This is a genomic window from Nocardioides astragali (genome assembly GCF_024436375.1).
Classification (GTDB): domain Bacteria; phylum Actinomycetota; class Actinomycetes; order Propionibacteriales; family Nocardioidaceae; genus Nocardioides; species Nocardioides astragali.
Map to the genome: position 1 here is coordinate 474,495 of NZ_JAFMZM010000002.1, position 14,513 is coordinate 489,007.

Annotated in this window: 15 protein-coding genes and 3 tRNA genes; 12 read left to right on the forward strand and 6 right to left on the reverse strand. The window is 69.9% G+C overall.

Annotated features, from left to right (window positions below; all coding sequences use genetic code 11):
• Positions 1 to 135 precede the first annotated feature (135 nt).
• The 3 genes from J3P44_RS07160 to J3P44_RS07170 all read right to left on the reverse strand — a co-directional run bounded on the left by J3P44_RS07160 (position 136) and on the right by J3P44_RS07170 (position 3,951).
• Positions 136 to 807 (reverse strand): response regulator, encoded by a 672-nt coding sequence (locus J3P44_RS07160; protein WP_255889585.1) that lies wholly within the window; start codon positions 805 to 807, stop codon positions 136 to 138.
• Positions 804 to 2,255, reverse strand: a complete 1,452-nt coding sequence (locus J3P44_RS07165; protein WP_255889586.1) for a sensor histidine kinase — start codon at positions 2,253 to 2,255, stop codon at positions 804 to 806. Before J3P44_RS07165 ends, J3P44_RS07160 begins: the two co-directional genes overlap by 4 nt.
• 1,174 nt (positions 2,256 to 3,429) lie before the next feature.
• The gene (locus J3P44_RS07170) at positions 3,430 to 3,951 is read right to left on the reverse strand and encodes a hypothetical protein (RefSeq protein ID WP_255889588.1); all 522 of its coding nucleotides are present in this window, start codon (positions 3,949 to 3,951) and stop codon (positions 3,430 to 3,432) included.
• A gap of 380 nt (positions 3,952 to 4,331) precedes the next feature.
• Between J3P44_RS07170 and J3P44_RS07175 the strand changes: the two genes are divergently transcribed.
• From J3P44_RS07175 to J3P44_RS07190, 4 genes are all read left to right on the forward strand, one after another.
• Positions 4,332 to 4,532, forward strand: coding sequence for a hypothetical protein (locus J3P44_RS07175; RefSeq protein WP_255889589.1), 201 nt, complete (start codon positions 4,332 to 4,334; stop codon positions 4,530 to 4,532).
• Between the two features lie 445 nt (positions 4,533 to 4,977).
• On the forward strand, positions 4,978 to 7,728 hold the full coding sequence (gene mobF, locus J3P44_RS07180; RefSeq protein WP_255889590.1) for a MobF family relaxase: 2,751 nt from the start codon (positions 4,978 to 4,980) through the stop codon (positions 7,726 to 7,728).
• Between the two features lie 173 nt (positions 7,729 to 7,901).
• The gene (locus tag J3P44_RS07185; RefSeq protein ID WP_255889591.1) at positions 7,902 to 8,141 is read left to right on the forward strand and encodes a hypothetical protein; all 240 of its coding nucleotides are present in this window, start codon (positions 7,902 to 7,904) and stop codon (positions 8,139 to 8,141) included.
• On the forward strand, positions 8,134 to 8,331 hold the full coding sequence (locus tag J3P44_RS07190) for a helix-turn-helix domain-containing protein (RefSeq protein WP_255889592.1): 198 nt from the start codon (positions 8,134 to 8,136) through the stop codon (positions 8,329 to 8,331). Before J3P44_RS07185 ends, J3P44_RS07190 begins: the two co-directional genes overlap by 8 nt.
• 172 nt (positions 8,332 to 8,503) lie before the next feature.
• Here J3P44_RS07190 and J3P44_RS07195 read toward each other — a convergent pair.
• From J3P44_RS07195 to J3P44_RS07205, 3 genes are all read right to left on the reverse strand, one after another.
• A tRNA-Val gene (locus J3P44_RS07195) sits at positions 8,504 to 8,575 on the reverse strand.
• A 23-nt stretch (positions 8,576 to 8,598) separates the two neighbouring features.
• Positions 8,599 to 8,669, reverse strand: a tRNA-Cys gene (locus J3P44_RS07200).
• Between the two features lie 34 nt (positions 8,670 to 8,703).
• A tRNA-Gly gene (locus tag J3P44_RS07205) sits at positions 8,704 to 8,776 on the reverse strand.
• A gap of 138 nt (positions 8,777 to 8,914) precedes the next feature.
• On the opposite strand from J3P44_RS07205, the gene J3P44_RS07210 reads away from it, so the two are divergent.
• From J3P44_RS07210 to J3P44_RS07245, 8 genes are read left to right on the forward strand one after another with little or no spacing between them, the layout of a single operon-like run.
• Complete coding sequence (locus tag J3P44_RS07210) at positions 8,915 to 9,733, forward strand: aminotransferase class IV (RefSeq protein WP_255889593.1); 819 nt, start codon at positions 8,915 to 8,917, stop codon at positions 9,731 to 9,733.
• Positions 9,730 to 10,095, forward strand: a complete 366-nt coding sequence (gene hisI / locus J3P44_RS07215; protein ID WP_255889594.1) for a phosphoribosyl-AMP cyclohydrolase — start codon at positions 9,730 to 9,732, stop codon at positions 10,093 to 10,095. Before J3P44_RS07210 ends, hisI begins: the two co-directional genes overlap by 4 nt.
• Complete coding sequence (locus J3P44_RS07220; protein WP_255889600.1) at positions 10,088 to 10,708, forward strand: Trp biosynthesis-associated membrane protein; 621 nt, start codon at positions 10,088 to 10,090, stop codon at positions 10,706 to 10,708. The genes hisI and J3P44_RS07220 overlap by 8 nt, the downstream gene beginning before the upstream one ends.
• Before the next feature lie 42 nt (positions 10,709 to 10,750).
• The gene (locus tag J3P44_RS07225) at positions 10,751 to 10,948 is read left to right on the forward strand and encodes an HGxxPAAW family protein (RefSeq protein WP_255889601.1); all 198 of its coding nucleotides are present in this window, start codon (positions 10,751 to 10,753) and stop codon (positions 10,946 to 10,948) included.
• A 45-nt stretch (positions 10,949 to 10,993) separates the two neighbouring features.
• Positions 10,994 to 11,791, forward strand: coding sequence for an indole-3-glycerol phosphate synthase TrpC (trpC, locus tag J3P44_RS07230; protein WP_255889602.1), 798 nt, complete (start codon positions 10,994 to 10,996; stop codon positions 11,789 to 11,791).
• Between the two features lie 8 nt (positions 11,792 to 11,799).
• Positions 11,800 to 13,083, forward strand: a complete 1,284-nt coding sequence (trpB, locus tag J3P44_RS07235) for a tryptophan synthase subunit beta (RefSeq protein ID WP_255890014.1) — start codon at positions 11,800 to 11,802, stop codon at positions 13,081 to 13,083.
• Entirely contained in the window at positions 13,080 to 13,898 is an 819-nt protein-coding gene (trpA, locus tag J3P44_RS07240) for a tryptophan synthase subunit alpha (RefSeq protein WP_255889603.1), read from the forward strand. Before trpB ends, trpA begins: the two co-directional genes overlap by 4 nt.
• Positions 13,899 to 13,911: 13 nt before the next feature.
• Entirely contained in the window at positions 13,912 to 14,511 is a 600-nt protein-coding gene (locus J3P44_RS07245) for an SCO family protein (RefSeq protein ID WP_255889604.1), read from the forward strand.
• Positions 14,512 to 14,513: the final 2 nt, after the last annotated feature.

A 14,513-nucleotide genomic window follows, 5' to 3' on the forward strand; every position in this document is an offset into this window, starting at 1 on the left:
GCGAGATCCGTACATCGCGCCACAACCCCTCGAGGCGACAGAGGCGCCGCCATGAGTCCCGAGCAAACGCCCCAAGTGGAGGGATCGCATGACGTCGCGGTGTCATCTTCGCGTTCAGGTGGCTGAACGCTCAGGTCAGATTGCCCGGTTGTCGTGCCCGCTCGACTGGCCACGTAGCAGCGCGACAGCCTCGGCTCGGCTGGTCACGCGGAGCTTCCGTACCGCATCCGAGATGTGGCGTCGGACAGTGATCGGCTGGACGAACAGCCGGGAGGCGATCTCCCCGGTCGAGAGGCCGCTGACGAGGAGCCGGAGCACCTCGGACTCGCGGTCGGTGAACGTCACCTCGTGCCCCTGGCTGTTGACCACCCTCGCGGTGCGACGCTTTCCCCGGAGCGCTTCGATGACGCGCGCAGTCAGCACGCCGTTGAGGATGGCTTCCCCCTCGATCGCGGCGCGCACGGCAGGGGCAAGGTCCGACGGCGCGATGTCCTTGAGGAGGTAGCCGATGGCACCGGCCTGGAGTGCATCGACCAGATGGTCCGAGCTCTCCGAGACGGTGAGCATGACACACCTGCAGCTTGGGTTGTCCTGAGTGATCTTCCGAACCGCCCACAGCCCACTGCCCGGCATGCCGATGTCAAGCAGGCACACGTCAGGACGCACTCGGTGCGCCAGCTCCACGGCGGCGTACGCCGACTCGGCCTCGCCCACCACCTCGCAGCCGCCGCTCTCCAGGGCCTCGCGGACGCCCACCCGGATGGCCTGGTGGTCGTCGGCGATGAGCACGCGAGGGGTCCGGCTCATGGCACGCGCACCTCCACCGTGGTTCCGGTGCCGTCACCCGTCTCGATCGTCACGCTCCCGTTGACCGCTTCAGCTGACTCGCGGATGCTCGCCAGCGCCGAGGCGATCGCGGGCCCTGCGTGCGGGTCGAGGCCGGAGCCGTCATCGACGATCCGCAGTCCGACGGATCCGTTGGTCCACAGGTCGATACGCACCTTGTCGGCTCCGCCCACCCGGGCGGCGGTGCTGATGGCCTCGCGGGTGATCCTGGCGAGGGCGGCACGGACTTCGGTGGTCACCACGATCGATCGGTCGAGGTCCAGCGACACGTGTGCTCCGGTGCGTCGCGACACCACATCCGCTGCGGCCTCGATGGTGGCGGCGAGGGACTCGTCGACGGGGCCGGACAGCAGCTTGATGGCACTGCGCGACTGGTCGAGCGCACGGTCCACGGACTCCTGGATCCGGTGCGTGGCGCGAGCCACCTTCTGAGGGTCGCGGGCGCTGGTGATCGTGTGGGTCTGCGTGCCGATGAAGGCGAGCTCCTGGGCGACGCCGTCGTGCAGTTCTCGCGCGATGCGTCGGCGCTCGCCGTACAGCGCGGAGTCGACCAGTGCCGCTTCGGCGGCCCGGACCTCCTGGGCGGCGCCGACGAGAAGCACCGCCACCGCGGTGAGGAAGAAGTAGTCGCCCAGGAAGAGGAGCTCCGTGAAGTGGGACGGGACGAGGGCGTAGTTGGCGTACGAGACCGCCAGAAGCACGCTTGCGACGCCGAGCCAACCGGTCAGGTCGTCCTGGCGCCTGTGCGCGGCCCTGGTGAACATGAGGCCGGCAACCAAGCAGCAGAGCGAGGCCAACACCTCACCGACGAACAGGCTCGGGTGCTCACTCAGGAGCGTGAGGTCTTCGGGCGTGTCTGGTCTCGTGTCGAAGGCTGCTGGCAACACGCCACGGAACACCCAGGCGATGGTCACCGCGAGTCCCACGACCCCGCCCGTGGCCACCATCGTCGTGGTCACTGCCAGGCGTGGCCGGACCAGCCTCTCGTCGGGCAGCCAGGCCGCGAGCAGGAGGAGGACGACCGCGACCAGGCCGATCGAGCTGGTCGCCCACGTGGCGAAGCGACTGGTGGACAAGGAGTCGAATCCGGCGGTGAAGAGCGCGGACACGAGGTTGTCGACGGCCAGCGTGCAGAGTGCGGCAAAGAGCAGCAGGTGCCCACGTGTTGGCACGCGCCGCACACGCTCCCACAGAACGGCTGCGGCCAGGATCAGCACCATCGCCGCAGCGAGCTCGACCTGTCCCTCATGGAGGTCGTCCAGGGTGAGCACGCCGAACGAATGACGGTCGGTGCCCAGCGAGGGGGAGAGGCGCGCGACTGAGACGGCCGTCGTGATCACGACTCCGGATACGGCGGCCAGCGCAACGGGAAGTATCGAGCCTGCCGAGATCAAGCCCTTGACGGGCATGCCCTGAGAGTAGGTCGCGTCGCGGGTGGCGGCCACTACATCTTCCTGAACCGGCGTGCCACAGCACGCTGCGACGCGCGGAATGGCTCTCAAATGGTCCAGACCGCTCGAGATGCCCAGGGGTCCGAGTTCAACGACTGGATGGGGACTGGCGGCATCGCGGCGCTCGCGTGGTCCTGGGAGCCGTGACCCCGGTTGCCATCATCACGCGGCAGCATCGCCACCCTCCGCGGTGACGTGTTCAGGAGCTTGAACGCGCGACCGCTGGTGCTGTCGAGTGGCGGCGCGCGATGCTTGGGTGGCGCAGCGCGAGCGTGGCGAGCATCGGTCGCGGGACGCCCCCACCCCGCGGTCGGTGCTCACCCACGTCGCCCGGGACCGGCCACCGCCCGTGGCCGGGACGTTGTCGTCGATCATGACCGCCATGGTCTGTCCATCGATCTCGACGTCGTGGACGGTGACGCGGGGAGGGCGGACATCATGTGACTTCGACATGGGCCCTTTCCGAACCGACGGCCAGCCCGAGTGCTGGGCCGCCCTCAAAGGCGAGCCCCGCCGCGTTCATGGACTTGAACGGCTGCGGGACTGGTTAGGCATGGCCTCGCAGAGCTCCAGAGTGGTGCGATGACCCGGTGGGCGCCCGTCTGCTCAATTCGACCGGCTGGGAGGTGATCGGCGTGACCGCTGGGATCGGCTCGGGCGAGGGTGGATGGTCGCGATATCGGCTTCACTTGTCGTGCGTTCGCGAGAAGCGGTTGTGCCGAAGGGAGTCCCGGAACCCTCCCCAGCTCGTCGTCACGTTCGCCGTGATGGATCGAGCGGAGCGGTCAAGCGACGCGGGAAGTACATGACGGGAAACGTGGTGCTCACGCTGGTGCTTCTGGGAGCCGTGGCAGTCGCTGCCTTCATCACGTGGCGGCATTACCGCCCCCGGCGCTGACGCTCTAGGTGACGGGGCAGGAGCTCGAGGACGCGACTCAATCTTCGGCGAGACGAGACGCATCTACTCCATCGTCTCGCTGTGCGGCAGGCCACCCTCGACAGTCGGCTCCTCGCCGGATCCCGACCTGGCGTCGACCGGTCGGCGCCGGTTTAGGTGGTCCTGATCGCGAAAGCTAGCGCCAAGGAGGACCCGGCCGAGTCGGTCGTCATCTCGTGTGGTTCGGCGACCCCGTCAAAGATCGCGGCACTGGTCCTCTTTGTTGCCCTGGACCACATTGTTGCCGCCGATTGGCTTCGGGTTGTTGCTCTTGCACTGGAGGTTGCCGTCGACATGGTTGCGTTCCACGACAAACAGGCCGCCGTTCGTGAACAGCTGAATGTCGCTTCCGACGCTGGTCTTGGCAATCCTGCCGCCGCCACCCTGCTTGAGCTGAATGCTCCCGTCGACATGCGATCGGCGGCCGTTCAGCGCCTTGACCACGACGCGTTCGTGATTCTCCGACTGGACACTGCCCCCGACGCGGACGCCCTTCGCCTTCAGGATCGCTCCCGACTGCACGTGGACATTGCCGTCGACGCGGGTGCCTATCAGCCTGCAGAGCGCGCCTTCCGGCACGATCACGTTGCCATCGAGACTGACCGCCCCGATCGTGCCGCGGCACGTCGTGTCGTCGGCGTGGGCGGGCGCCGCACCGAGAGCGACGCACGCTGTCACGAATGGCAGTGCGGTGAGGCCGGCCAGAACTCTGTTCATCGTGTGCGCACCTTTCGAGGAGTTGAGCACGCAAGTGCGCGCACCATCAGAATTGTGCTCCGCCACCGCCGGCACCAGAGGATGACGCGTTCAACTTCATGAACGCTTGTGGCGACGCGATTGCGCACGATGGCGCCCGCATCGTGGTCGCAGTGATGGGCGTGCTCGACAAACGGGGAGGGATCACTGGGGTTTGAGTCCCAGCACCAGACGTTCACTGACTTGAACGACCGTTGACCCGTCCGTGCCTTGTCGCAGCTCTACGAAACGGCTTTTGCTTGATCCTCGGGGCACCTGGCTTTCTTCCTGGCATGGGACTCATGGCGTCGTCGACACAGGAGTGTGTGCCAAGGCTACGAAATGGAGCTGAGGAGGCCCGCATGATCAACCAGTTCGACTTCGGGTTGGTTGACGAGGCCTTGCTCGAGGAGGTCCAGTTGACCACGGCCCTGATCGTGGCCGCCGGTGAGTCCGAGGGGCCTTTGTCGAGATCCGAGATTGATCGGATCCTTGGTGTGACGCCCGGGCCGGGGTCTCAGTCGGGCGACGTGCAGCAGGAGTCTCCGGACGACCCGCACTGACGTCGGTTCGGCACCCGCTGAGGCGCAGCTCAGGTCGAAGCAAATCCTCCCTGCACACCCTCCCGCAAAACGACCACTGTGGCGACGTCGGTGTGTCTCTGGAGCTGCGCGATCGGTTTGAGCCTTCCGTGTCCTGGTTTCGGGACGGAGCGTCATGCGGTTCGGCAGGTATTGCCCTGTCGTGACCGAGGCTTAACCACGCAACCTCCTCTGGCCAATCCACCAAACAGACCCCGCCGCCAATACGCCAGTCTGGCTGCAGCTCGACAGCGCGAGTGCCGATCAGTGACGACTCTGGAAGCCAGTCGCCTGACAGCCTGCCCAGACCCCCTTATAGCCAACGGCACGCATGCTACGAAGGTCGGTAGATCGGTCCGCCCCTCGGGGCGGGCCGAGCGTCATTTCAAGGCTAGGTGACGAGTGCTGACGGGCGGTGACGAGGGCGATGCACGGTGGAGTGAAGTTCTACCGGGGGTCTGCGGCCGCTGCGCGCTCCTATGTCGAGGCCGACCACTCGCGAGTCGACGACTACTACCTGGCCGAAGGAACCGGTCTGGCCGAGCACTACATCGCCGGCCCCGGCGCGGTGCGGCGAGCCGACGACCTCGACGGCCCGGCCTACGAACGTTGGGTCGCCGGCTACGACGTACTGACCGGCGCGGCCAAGGGACGGTTGCGTGACGACGCACGGGCGCTGCGGTTCGTCGAGGTCGTGATCAATGGACCGAAGTCCTGGTCGCTCGCCGCGGCACTCCACCCCGACGTCGCGACGGCGTACGACGCGGCGATGGATCGGGCCGCTGGTGAGGTGATCGGGTGGGTGGTCGAGCACGCCACCACGCGGGTCGGGCCGCGTGGTCGGCAGGTGCAGGTCCCGGTGGAGATGGTCGAGGCGGCGGTCGTGCGGCACTACACCTCGCGGGCCGGGGACCCGCACCGCCACCTGCACGTGCAGATCAACGCACGCGTCTTCGCGCGCGGGGCGTGGCGGGGACTGCACTCGGTCGGGGTCGTCGACAGCATCGAGGCGCTCAACGGGATCGGGCACGCGGCCGTGATGTGCGACCCCGAGTTCCGGGCGGCCCTCGCGGCGCGTGGCTACACGCTCGACGACGACGGCGAGATCCGTCAGCTCGCGCCGTACACCGGTGGGTTCAGCCAGCGCGCGGCACAGATCACCCGCAACGTCGACCGGTACGAGGCCGCCTGGCGCGCCGAGCACCCCGGCCAGGAGCCCGGACCACGACTGCGCCAAACCTGGGACCGACGCGCCTGGGCCGACGCGCGGCCGGACAAGGTCGTACCCCGCAGTGGCGCCGACCTCGTCGCCGCCTGGAACCGAGAGCTGCGCGACCTCGGCTTCACCCCGCCGACCACCCGGGCGGCCAACCCGGCGACCAACTTGGCGGCAGTGCCGGGTCTGCAGATCGGGCGGCTCAACCGGGACGTCGCCGCGGACCTGGTGCTCACCCGGCTCGGCGCGAAGCGGTCGGCGTGGAACGGAGCCGACATTCGTGGCGAGGCCGAACGACTGATCGCCTCCGTCGGCGTGGTCGCCGAAAGAGCGGTCCGGCATGAGCTGGTCGAGGACGTCGCCGATCGTGCCCGGACACGGTGCGTGCCGTTGCTGGACCGTGACGACGTCCCCGAGCACGTCCGCAGCGTCACGTCCGAACGGGTCCTCGCCGTCGAAGCCGACCTGGTCGACAGCATCTTTGCGCGCGCTTCGCGGCCGGTGACCACTGCGGTCCGGCTCCGCGGCATCGCCCACCTCGACCCCGCGCAACGACGCGTCGTCGCGGCGCTGGCCGGCGACGCCGGTCTGCTCGTGATCGAAGGCGCCGCCGGCACCGGCAAGACCACGACGCTGGCCGCCGCACGCGACGTCCTCGACGCCGCCGACCGCCGGCTCGTGGTCGTCACCCCCACCCTCAAGGCCGCCCACGCGGCACAACGGCAGGTCGGCGCCGACGCGTTCTCCGCCGCCTGGCTAATCCACCAACACGGCTACCGCTGGGACGACGAGGGCCACTGGTCCCACACCGAGACTGCACCGGAGGCTGCATCCGATGCCCGACCCGACTCACGTGCCCGCCTGCTCCCGGGCGACGTCCTCCTCGTCGACGAGGCCGGCATGCTCGACCAGGACACCGCCCGCGCCCTGTTCGCCATCGCCGACCGAGCGCACGCAACCGTGGCGCTCCTCGGCGACCGCCACCAACTCCCAGCCGTCGGCCGCGGCGGCGTCCTCGACCTCGCCGCCCGCTGGGTGTCACCCGCAGGACACCACGAGCTCGAGTCGGTCCACCGGTTCGGCGACCCCGCTTACGCCGACCTCAGCCTGCTCATGCGCACTGGTGAGCGGCCTGGTGAGGTCTTCGGCGCCCTGCTCGAGCGCGGGCAGATCGTGCTGCATGCTAGCGAGGTCGAACGCACCGCAGCCCTGGCCGCCATCGGCGCCGCCCAGTCTGATGACGGGGACCATCTCGTCATCGCCGACACCCGCGACCAAGTCGCCGCGCTCAACGCAGCCATCCGCGACCGCCGCCAGGACGCCGGCGCACCACCCGGTGAGCAACCTCGTGAACAGGCTAGTGAGCAATCTGGTGAACGGGCTGGTGAGCCGATCACGCGTCGTGGTGAGCGGATCGGTCTCGGCGACCGGGTCGCCACCCGACGCAACGACCGCGACCTGGCAGTCGCCAACCGTGACACCTGGACCGTGGCCGGAATCGGCATCGACGGCGGCCTGCTCGTCACCGGCCGCGCCGGCCAACGCGCGCTCCCCGCCGACTACGTCCGCGAGCACGTCGAGCTCGCCTTCACCACCACCGCCTACGGAGCCCAAGGTGAAACCGTCGACTCCGCCCACTTCGCGCTCGGCGAGACGACGGGCGCCGCGTCGGCGTACGTCGGGATGACCCGGGGCCGTCACCAAAACGTCGCCCACCTCGTCGCCGACACGGTCGACGACGCCCGCAACCAGTGGGTCGAGGTCTTCAGCCGTGACCGCGCCGACCTCGGCCCGAGCCACGCCGCCCAGCGGGCCGCGGACGACATCGACCGGTACGGACCGAGCGCGCCGCCAGCGCCCATCGGACTGCAGGCTGCGATGTTGCGGGAGGGTGCTCGGCGCCGGCCCGAGCCCCAGCCGATTCCGACCTCCCCGCCGACCTCCCATGGGATCGGCCGCTGACCAACCTCCTGGTCTCCAGGTGATCGCCCGGAAGGGCCCGGACGACATAGGAGACCAGGAGAGGCTCCGGTCTCGACAGCAGCGGTCACAGATGTCCGATCCGCCGAGCACGTTGTTGCTTCTCCGGGTGAAGGCCACCGAATCGGTCGGCGGCCACGACGAAAGGCAACGTGATGGTGACACCCATCGGCATCCCGGACGACTGGGACGACAACGCCCTGCTTCTGTTCGAGGAGTTCTGCGAACTGATCCGCACACCGCAGCGCACCGTCCGCGACTGGCGCCAACGTGGCGTCGGCCCCAGGTGGACCCGCTTCCAAGGCGTCGGCCGGCTCTACATCACCGTTGCCGAGGCCCGACGCTTCCTCGCCGCCGCCACAGCCCCGCGGGTAGAGGTGCGTTCCGATGACTGAGCGACGCACCATCCCGGTCTACCTCAGCCTCGACGAGGCCGCCGAGGCCATGTCGGTCTCGGTCAAGACCATCCGGCGCTGGATCGCCTCCGGCACCCTCCCGGCGTACCGCTGCGGCAAGCGGGCCATCCGGATCAAGCTCGAGGACCTGGAGGCCACGCCGCGGCAGATCCCGGCAGCGCGCTGCTAAGAGTTGTCAGGCCGTCGTAATCGTGCCTGGGGGAGTGGCTGGCCGAACCAGCGAACGGCTAGCACTCGGGTGCAGCTGATGGCCAGGGCCAGGCGGTCGGCTTGTTGCACGTATGTTGCACGGGACATGGAAAGAGGCCCTCGAAAGGGCCTCTGACCTGCGGTTTCTCTAGTGGGCGATACTGGGTTTGAACCAGTGACCTCTTCCGTGTCAAGGAAGCGCGCTACCGCTGCGCCAATCGCCCGTGTTGAATTGTGAAACGATGCGAGGTGGGTACGGGATTTGAACCCGTGTAGACGGATTTGCAGTCCGTTGCCTCGCCTCTCGGCCAACCCACCGTGGAGGTTCCGAATGAACGGGGGAGACCTTCCGAGCGGACAACGAGACTCGAACTCGCGACCTCAACCTTGGCAAGGTTGCGCTCTACCAACTGAGCTATGTCCGCCTGCAACTCCCTCCGGTTTTCCCGGCTGAAGTGCGAGTGGAACAGTAGCCCATGGCCTTCGCGGCGCCAAAATCGACCCCTGGAATGGCGTGTCCGGCTGGCGGGCGAGGGTGGGGGCCCGGCCCCTAGAGTGACGCCATGCGCGCATGGCTCAACGGCGACCTGCTGACGGACCCGACCCAGGGGGCGGTCGCAGTCACCGACCACGGGTTCACCGTGGGGGACGCGGTGTTCGAGGCCGTCAAGACCTTGGGTGGCCGACCGTTCGCGCTGACCCGCCACCTGGCGCGGCTGGAGCGCTCAGCCGCCGGTCTGGGACTGCCCGCTCCGGACCTCGACGACGTACGACGTGGCGTCGAGGCGGTCATCGAGGACGACCCGATCGGGCGCCTGCGGATCACCTACACGGCCGGGCGGGCGCCGATGGGCTCGGGACGGGGCGACGGTCCGCCGACGCTCGTCGTCGCCTACAGCCCCATCGCGCCGGCGCCCGACTCGACCTCGGTCGTCACCGTGCCGTGGACCCGCAACGAGCACGGCGCCACGGCCGGCCTCAAGACGACGTCGTACGCCGAGAACGTGATCGCGCTGGCGCACGCTGCCGAGCGCGGCGGCACCGAGGCGATCTTCGCCAACACCGCGGGCAACCTGTGCGAGGGCACCGGGTCCAACGTCTTCTACGTCCTCGACGACGAGCTGCGCACCCCGAGCCTCGACTCGGGCTGCCTCGCCGGCATCACCCGCGAGCTGGTCATCGAGTGGTGCGGCGCGCGCGAGGTCGACGCACCCCTCCCCGACGTCCTGGACCGCGCGAGCGAGGCCTTCCTCGTGTCCACGACCCGCGACGTGCAGGCCATCGCCCGCTGGGACGGCCGTGACCTCCCCGCTCCCGGTCCGGTGACGCAGCGGTGTGCGGAGACGTGGGCCGCCCGCGAGGCTGAGACCATAGATCCGTGACCACTCCCCACCCCACCACCCTCGACCCGGCGATCTCCGCACGGCTCCGGCACACCGCGGAGGGGCTCGTGCCCGTCGTCGTGCAGCAGCACGGCTCGGGCGAGGTGCTGATGCTGGCCTGGGTGGACGACGAGGCGCTGGGCCGAACGATCGACACCGGCCGGGCGACGTACTGGTCCCGCTCGCGGCGCGAGTACTGGGTGAAGGGCGACACCTCGGGCCACGTGCAGTGGGTCAGGGAGATCCGCCTCGACTGTGACGGCGACACCCTGCTCTTCGTGGTCGACCAGGTGGGCGCGGCGTGCCACACCGGCGACCACACCTGCTTCGACAGCGACCTGGTGCACCGCGTCGATGGCTGATCCGCAGAGGTCACGCCGCACCTTCGGGCCGGTCGTGCTGCTCGGCCTCGCCTCGGCGGCGCTCGCTGCGGTGGCCGGCACCAAGCCGTGGCTCGAGGTGGAGCCACCGGGCGGGGAGTGCCCAACCGTCCCCGGAGTCGACTACGCGGCGTTGGAGCTGGGCTCGCCGCTCGCGGGCGCGCTGTCCCTCGTCGTGCTCGCGGCGTGGGGCGTGGTCCTGGTGAGCCGCGGCCGGTTCCGGCGCGCGGTGGCTGCTCTCGCAGTCGTGGCGTCGGCCGGCTACCTGGTCACTGCCATCGAGGCGTACTCCTCGCTGAAGGACTCGGCGCGCCGCGAAGCCGTCGAGGCCGGCGCGGCGCCCTGGCGGGACTGTTCCGCGGTGTCCGTCTGGATGAACAACGACTGGTGGCCGGCCGCGCTGCTGGCCGGCGTGCTGTGCGTGACGGCTGCCGTGGCCGCGGTCGTCCTGGTGCCGTCGTGGCCCGAGATGGGCAGCAAGTACGACGCTCCGGCCGGTGCCCGCGCGACCGGCGAGGCCCGGCCGACCGACGCCCCGGAGAGCAACATCGACATCTGGAAGGCCCTCGACGAAGGTCGGGACCCGACCGCCTAGACTCGGCGCGCACACGGACGATCCGACGAAGGAGCACGCCTCATGGCCAGCCACGGCAACACCCCCGCTGCTTGGACCGCGGTGGCGGTCGCGATGCTCGGCTTCGTCGTGGGCAGCGTCGCCCTGCTCCTCTCGCCGATCAGCGAGCTCATGCTGTGGATCGGCATCGTGATCGCCGTGGTCGCGTTCCCGTTGTTCCTCGTGCTGTCCAAGCTCGGGCTCAACTCCTCCGACCACTGAGACACCGCCCCCGCGCGGGGTGGGTCCGGGTGAGAGGCTGAGCGCATGCCTGCGACCGGTTCCGTGCTCGACGACATCATCGCCGGAGTGCGCGAGGACCTCGCCCGCCGCGAGGCCGCGCTGCCGCTGTCGGACCTCCTCGCGCACCTCGCCGACGCCCCGGCGCCGCGGGACCCGATGCCGCACTTCCGCGCGCGGGGGTCGAGCGTCATCGCCGAGGTCAAGCGGCGCAGCCCCAGCAAGGGTGACCTGGCCGACATCCCCGACCCGGCAGCGCTCGCGACGGCGTACGCCCGGGGCGGGGCGGCGGCGATCTCGGTCCTCACCGAGGAGCGCCGCTTCGGCGGCAGCCTCGACGACCTGCGCACCGTCCGGGCTGCGGTGGACACGCCGATCCTGCGCAAGGACTTCATCGTCGAGACCTACCAGCTTGTCGAGGCCCGCGCCACCGGTGCCGACCTCGCGCTGCTGATCGTGGCGGCGCTCGACGACGACACGCTGCGCCGCCTCAACGACGAGGCCGGCGAGCTGGGCCTCACCGTCCTGGTCGAGGTCCACGACGAGGCCGAGACCGAGCGAGCGCTGGCCCTCGACGCCGAGCTGATCGGCGTCAACAGCCGCAACCTCAAGACCCTCGAGGTCGACTCCGACGTGTTCGGGCGCCTCGCCCCTCAGATCCACGCCGACGTCGTCAAGGTGGCCGAGAGCGGCATCGCCGGCGTCGACGACGTCAGGCGCTTCGTCACCGAAGGTGCCGGCGTGGTGCTCGTCGGCGAGGCGCTGGTCAAGGACGGGGACCCCGAGGCCGCCGTACGAGCGATGACAGGAGTGACTGCCCCGTGAGTCAAGTGATGGGTCAGCCGGCCCGCCAGCGGACCAGGTACGAGGCCGACGACCGCGGCTACTTCGGCGAGACGTGGGGCGGGCGGTTCATGCCGGAGGCCCTCGTCGCGGCGCTCGACGAGCTCACTGACGCCTGGCAGGAGGCCATGGCCGACGAGTCCTTCGTCTCCGAGTTCGAGCGGGTGCTGCGCGAGTACGCCGGCACGCCGAGCATGCTCTACCACGCCGAGCGGCTGTCCGAGATCGCCGGCGCCCGCGTGCTGCTCAAGCGCGAGGACCTCAACCACACGGGTGCCCACAAGGTCCGCAACGTGATGGGGCAGGCGCTCCTGACCAAGCGGATGGGCAAGACGCGGGTGATCGCGGAGACGGGGGCCGGCCAGCACGGTGTCGCCAGCGCCACCGCGGCTGCGTGGTTCGACCTCGACTGCACCGTCTACATGGGCGCCGTCGACACCCGCCGCCAGGCGCTCAACGTCGCGCGCATGCAGCTGCTCGGCGCCACGGTGATCCCGGTCGAGTCCGGCAGCGCCACCCTCAAGGACGCGATCAACGAGGCCCTGCGCGACTGGGTCGCCAGCGTCGACCACACCGCCTACCTCTTCGGCACCGCCGCCGGTCCGCACCCGTTCCCGAGCATGGTCCGCGACTTCTGCCGCGGCATCGGCGACGAGGCCCGCGCCCAGTGCCTCGAGCAGTACGGCGTGCTGCCGGACGCGGTCGCGGCGTGCGTGGGCGGCGGCTCCAACGCGATCGGCCTGTTCACCGCCTTCCTCGAGGACGAGGGGGTCGAGATCCACGGGTTCGAGCCCGGGGGTGACGGCGTGGAGACCGGCCGTCACGCGGCCACGATCCACGCAGGTGAGGCGGGAGTGCTCCACGGCGCCCGCACCTACGTCCTGCAGGACGAGGACGGCCAGACCATCGAGTCCCACTCCATCTCCGCCGGGCTCGACTACCCCGGCGTCGGTCCGCAGCACTCGTGGCTCGCGGCCTCCGGGCGGGCGTCGTACACGCCCGTGACGGACGCCGAGGCCATGCAGGCGATGGCGTTGCTGAGCCGCACCGAGGGCATCATCCCCGCGATCGAGTCCGCGCACGCCGTGGCGGGTGCGCTCGAGGTGGCCAAGCGGCTGGGGCAGGAGAAGGGGCCAGACGCGACGATCATCATCAACCTGAGCGGGCGCGGCGACAAGGACATGGGGACGGCCATCGAGTGGTTCGGCCTCGGTGACGCTGAGGAAGGGCCCGACGCCGACCTCGAGCAGGTCGAGAAGGAGGCCGAGCAGTGACGGCGACCACCACCTCCACCTCGACCGCCTTCGCGAAGGCGCGCGCCGAGGACCGGTCGGCGCTGATCGGCTACCTCCCCGCCGGGTTCCCCACGGTCGAGGGATCGGTCACCGCGCTGCGCGCGATGGTCGAGGCCGGCTGCGACGCGATCGAGATCGGCCTGCCCTACAGCGACCCGGTGATGGACGGCCCGACCATCCAGGCCGCGGCCCAGCAGGCGCTCGACGCCGGCGTGCGCACCAAGGACGTCCTCGAGGTGGTCGCGGCCGTCGCCGAGACCGGGGTGCCGACCCTCGTGATGACCTACTGGAACCCCATCGAGCGCTACGGCGTGGAGCGGTGGGCCGCCGACCTGGCCGAGGCCGGGGGAGCCGGGCTCATCACGCCCGACATCACCCCCGACTACGGCACCGAGTGGATCGAGGCGGCCGACGCGCACGACCTCGACAAGGTGTTCCTGGTCGCGCCCAGCTCCACCGACGAGCGGGTCGCGATGACCGCCCGCGCGAGCCGCGGCTTCGTCTACGCCGCCGCCGTCATGGGCGTCACGGGTGCCCGCGACGCCACCTCAGACCTCGCCGGTCCGCTGGTGGGCCGGGTGCGCGCCACGGGCGACATCCCCGTCGCTGTCGGCATCGGCGTCAGCAACGGCGACCAGGCCGCCGAGGTGGCCGCGTACGCAGACGGGGTGATCGTCGGCTCGGCCTTCGTCCGGACCCTGCTCGACCACCCCGGCGACGAGGCTGCGGGCATCGAGGCGCTGCGGGCACTGACCGCCGACCTGGCCGAGGGCGTACGACGTGGCAAGAGGTAGGACCCTCCTGGCCGTGTCGCTGCTCGGGCTCGTCACGGCCTGCGGTGGCGGGGGAGAGCCGGCGGAGCTCACCGGAACCTCCCTCGACCCGCCCTTCGAGGTGTCGTCCACACCCCTCGTCGACACCGACGGCGAGGCCTACAGCCTCACCGAGGACACCGACGAGGACCTCACGCTGGTCTTCTTCGGCTACACCAACTGCCCCGACATCTGCGGGCAGGTGATGGCGACGCTGGCCGGCACCCTGACCCGCCTCGACGATGGGCAGAAGGAGCGGCTGGACGTCGTCTTCGTGACCACGGACCCGGCGCGTGACGACGAGGCGGTCGTCGCCGACTACGTCAGCGCCTTCGACCCGAGCATCGTCGGCCTCACGGGCGACCTCGCCGCCATCAGGGACGTCGCGTCGAGCATGAAGGTCGCCATCGGCTACTTCGACGCCTCCGGCAAGGAGCTCGACCCGGCCACCCTGCCCGACGCCGGCTACGACGTCGACCACGGCACCCAGGTCTTCGGGATCAGCGCCGACGACGACGTCGAGACGTTCTGGAGCTCCGACGTGTCCCAGGCCCAGCTCGCCCACGACGTCACCATGTTGCTCGACCAAGGATGATG

Excerpts from the sequence above, each read along its gene's own strand:
- J3P44_RS07160 (WP_255889585.1), bottom strand. The coding sequence starts at position 807 with ATGAGCCGGACCCCTCGCGTGCTCATCGCCGACGACCACCAGGCCATC.
- J3P44_RS07165 (WP_255889586.1), bottom strand. The coding sequence starts at position 2,255 with ATGCCCGTCAAGGGCTTGATCTCGGCAGGCTCGATACTTCCCGTTGCG.
- J3P44_RS07170 (WP_255889588.1), bottom strand. The coding sequence starts at position 3,951 with ATGAACAGAGTTCTGGCCGGCCTCACCGCACTGCCATTCGTGACAGCG.
- J3P44_RS07175 (WP_255889589.1), top strand. The coding sequence starts at position 4,332 with ATGATCAACCAGTTCGACTTCGGGTTGGTTGACGAGGCCTTGCTCGAG.
- mobF (WP_255889590.1), top strand. The coding sequence starts at position 4,978 with ATGCACGGTGGAGTGAAGTTCTACCGGGGGTCTGCGGCCGCTGCGCGC.
- J3P44_RS07185 (WP_255889591.1), top strand. The coding sequence starts at position 7,902 with ATGGTGACACCCATCGGCATCCCGGACGACTGGGACGACAACGCCCTG.
- J3P44_RS07190 (WP_255889592.1), top strand. The coding sequence starts at position 8,134 with ATGACTGAGCGACGCACCATCCCGGTCTACCTCAGCCTCGACGAGGCC.
- J3P44_RS07210 (WP_255889593.1), top strand. The coding sequence starts at position 8,915 with ATGCGCGCATGGCTCAACGGCGACCTGCTGACGGACCCGACCCAGGGG.
- J3P44_RS07220 (WP_255889600.1), top strand. The coding sequence starts at position 10,088 with ATGGCTGATCCGCAGAGGTCACGCCGCACCTTCGGGCCGGTCGTGCTG.
- J3P44_RS07225 (WP_255889601.1), top strand. The coding sequence starts at position 10,751 with ATGGCCAGCCACGGCAACACCCCCGCTGCTTGGACCGCGGTGGCGGTC.
- trpC (WP_255889602.1), top strand. The coding sequence starts at position 10,994 with ATGCCTGCGACCGGTTCCGTGCTCGACGACATCATCGCCGGAGTGCGC.
- trpB (WP_255890014.1), top strand. The coding sequence starts at position 11,800 with ATGGGTCAGCCGGCCCGCCAGCGGACCAGGTACGAGGCCGACGACCGC.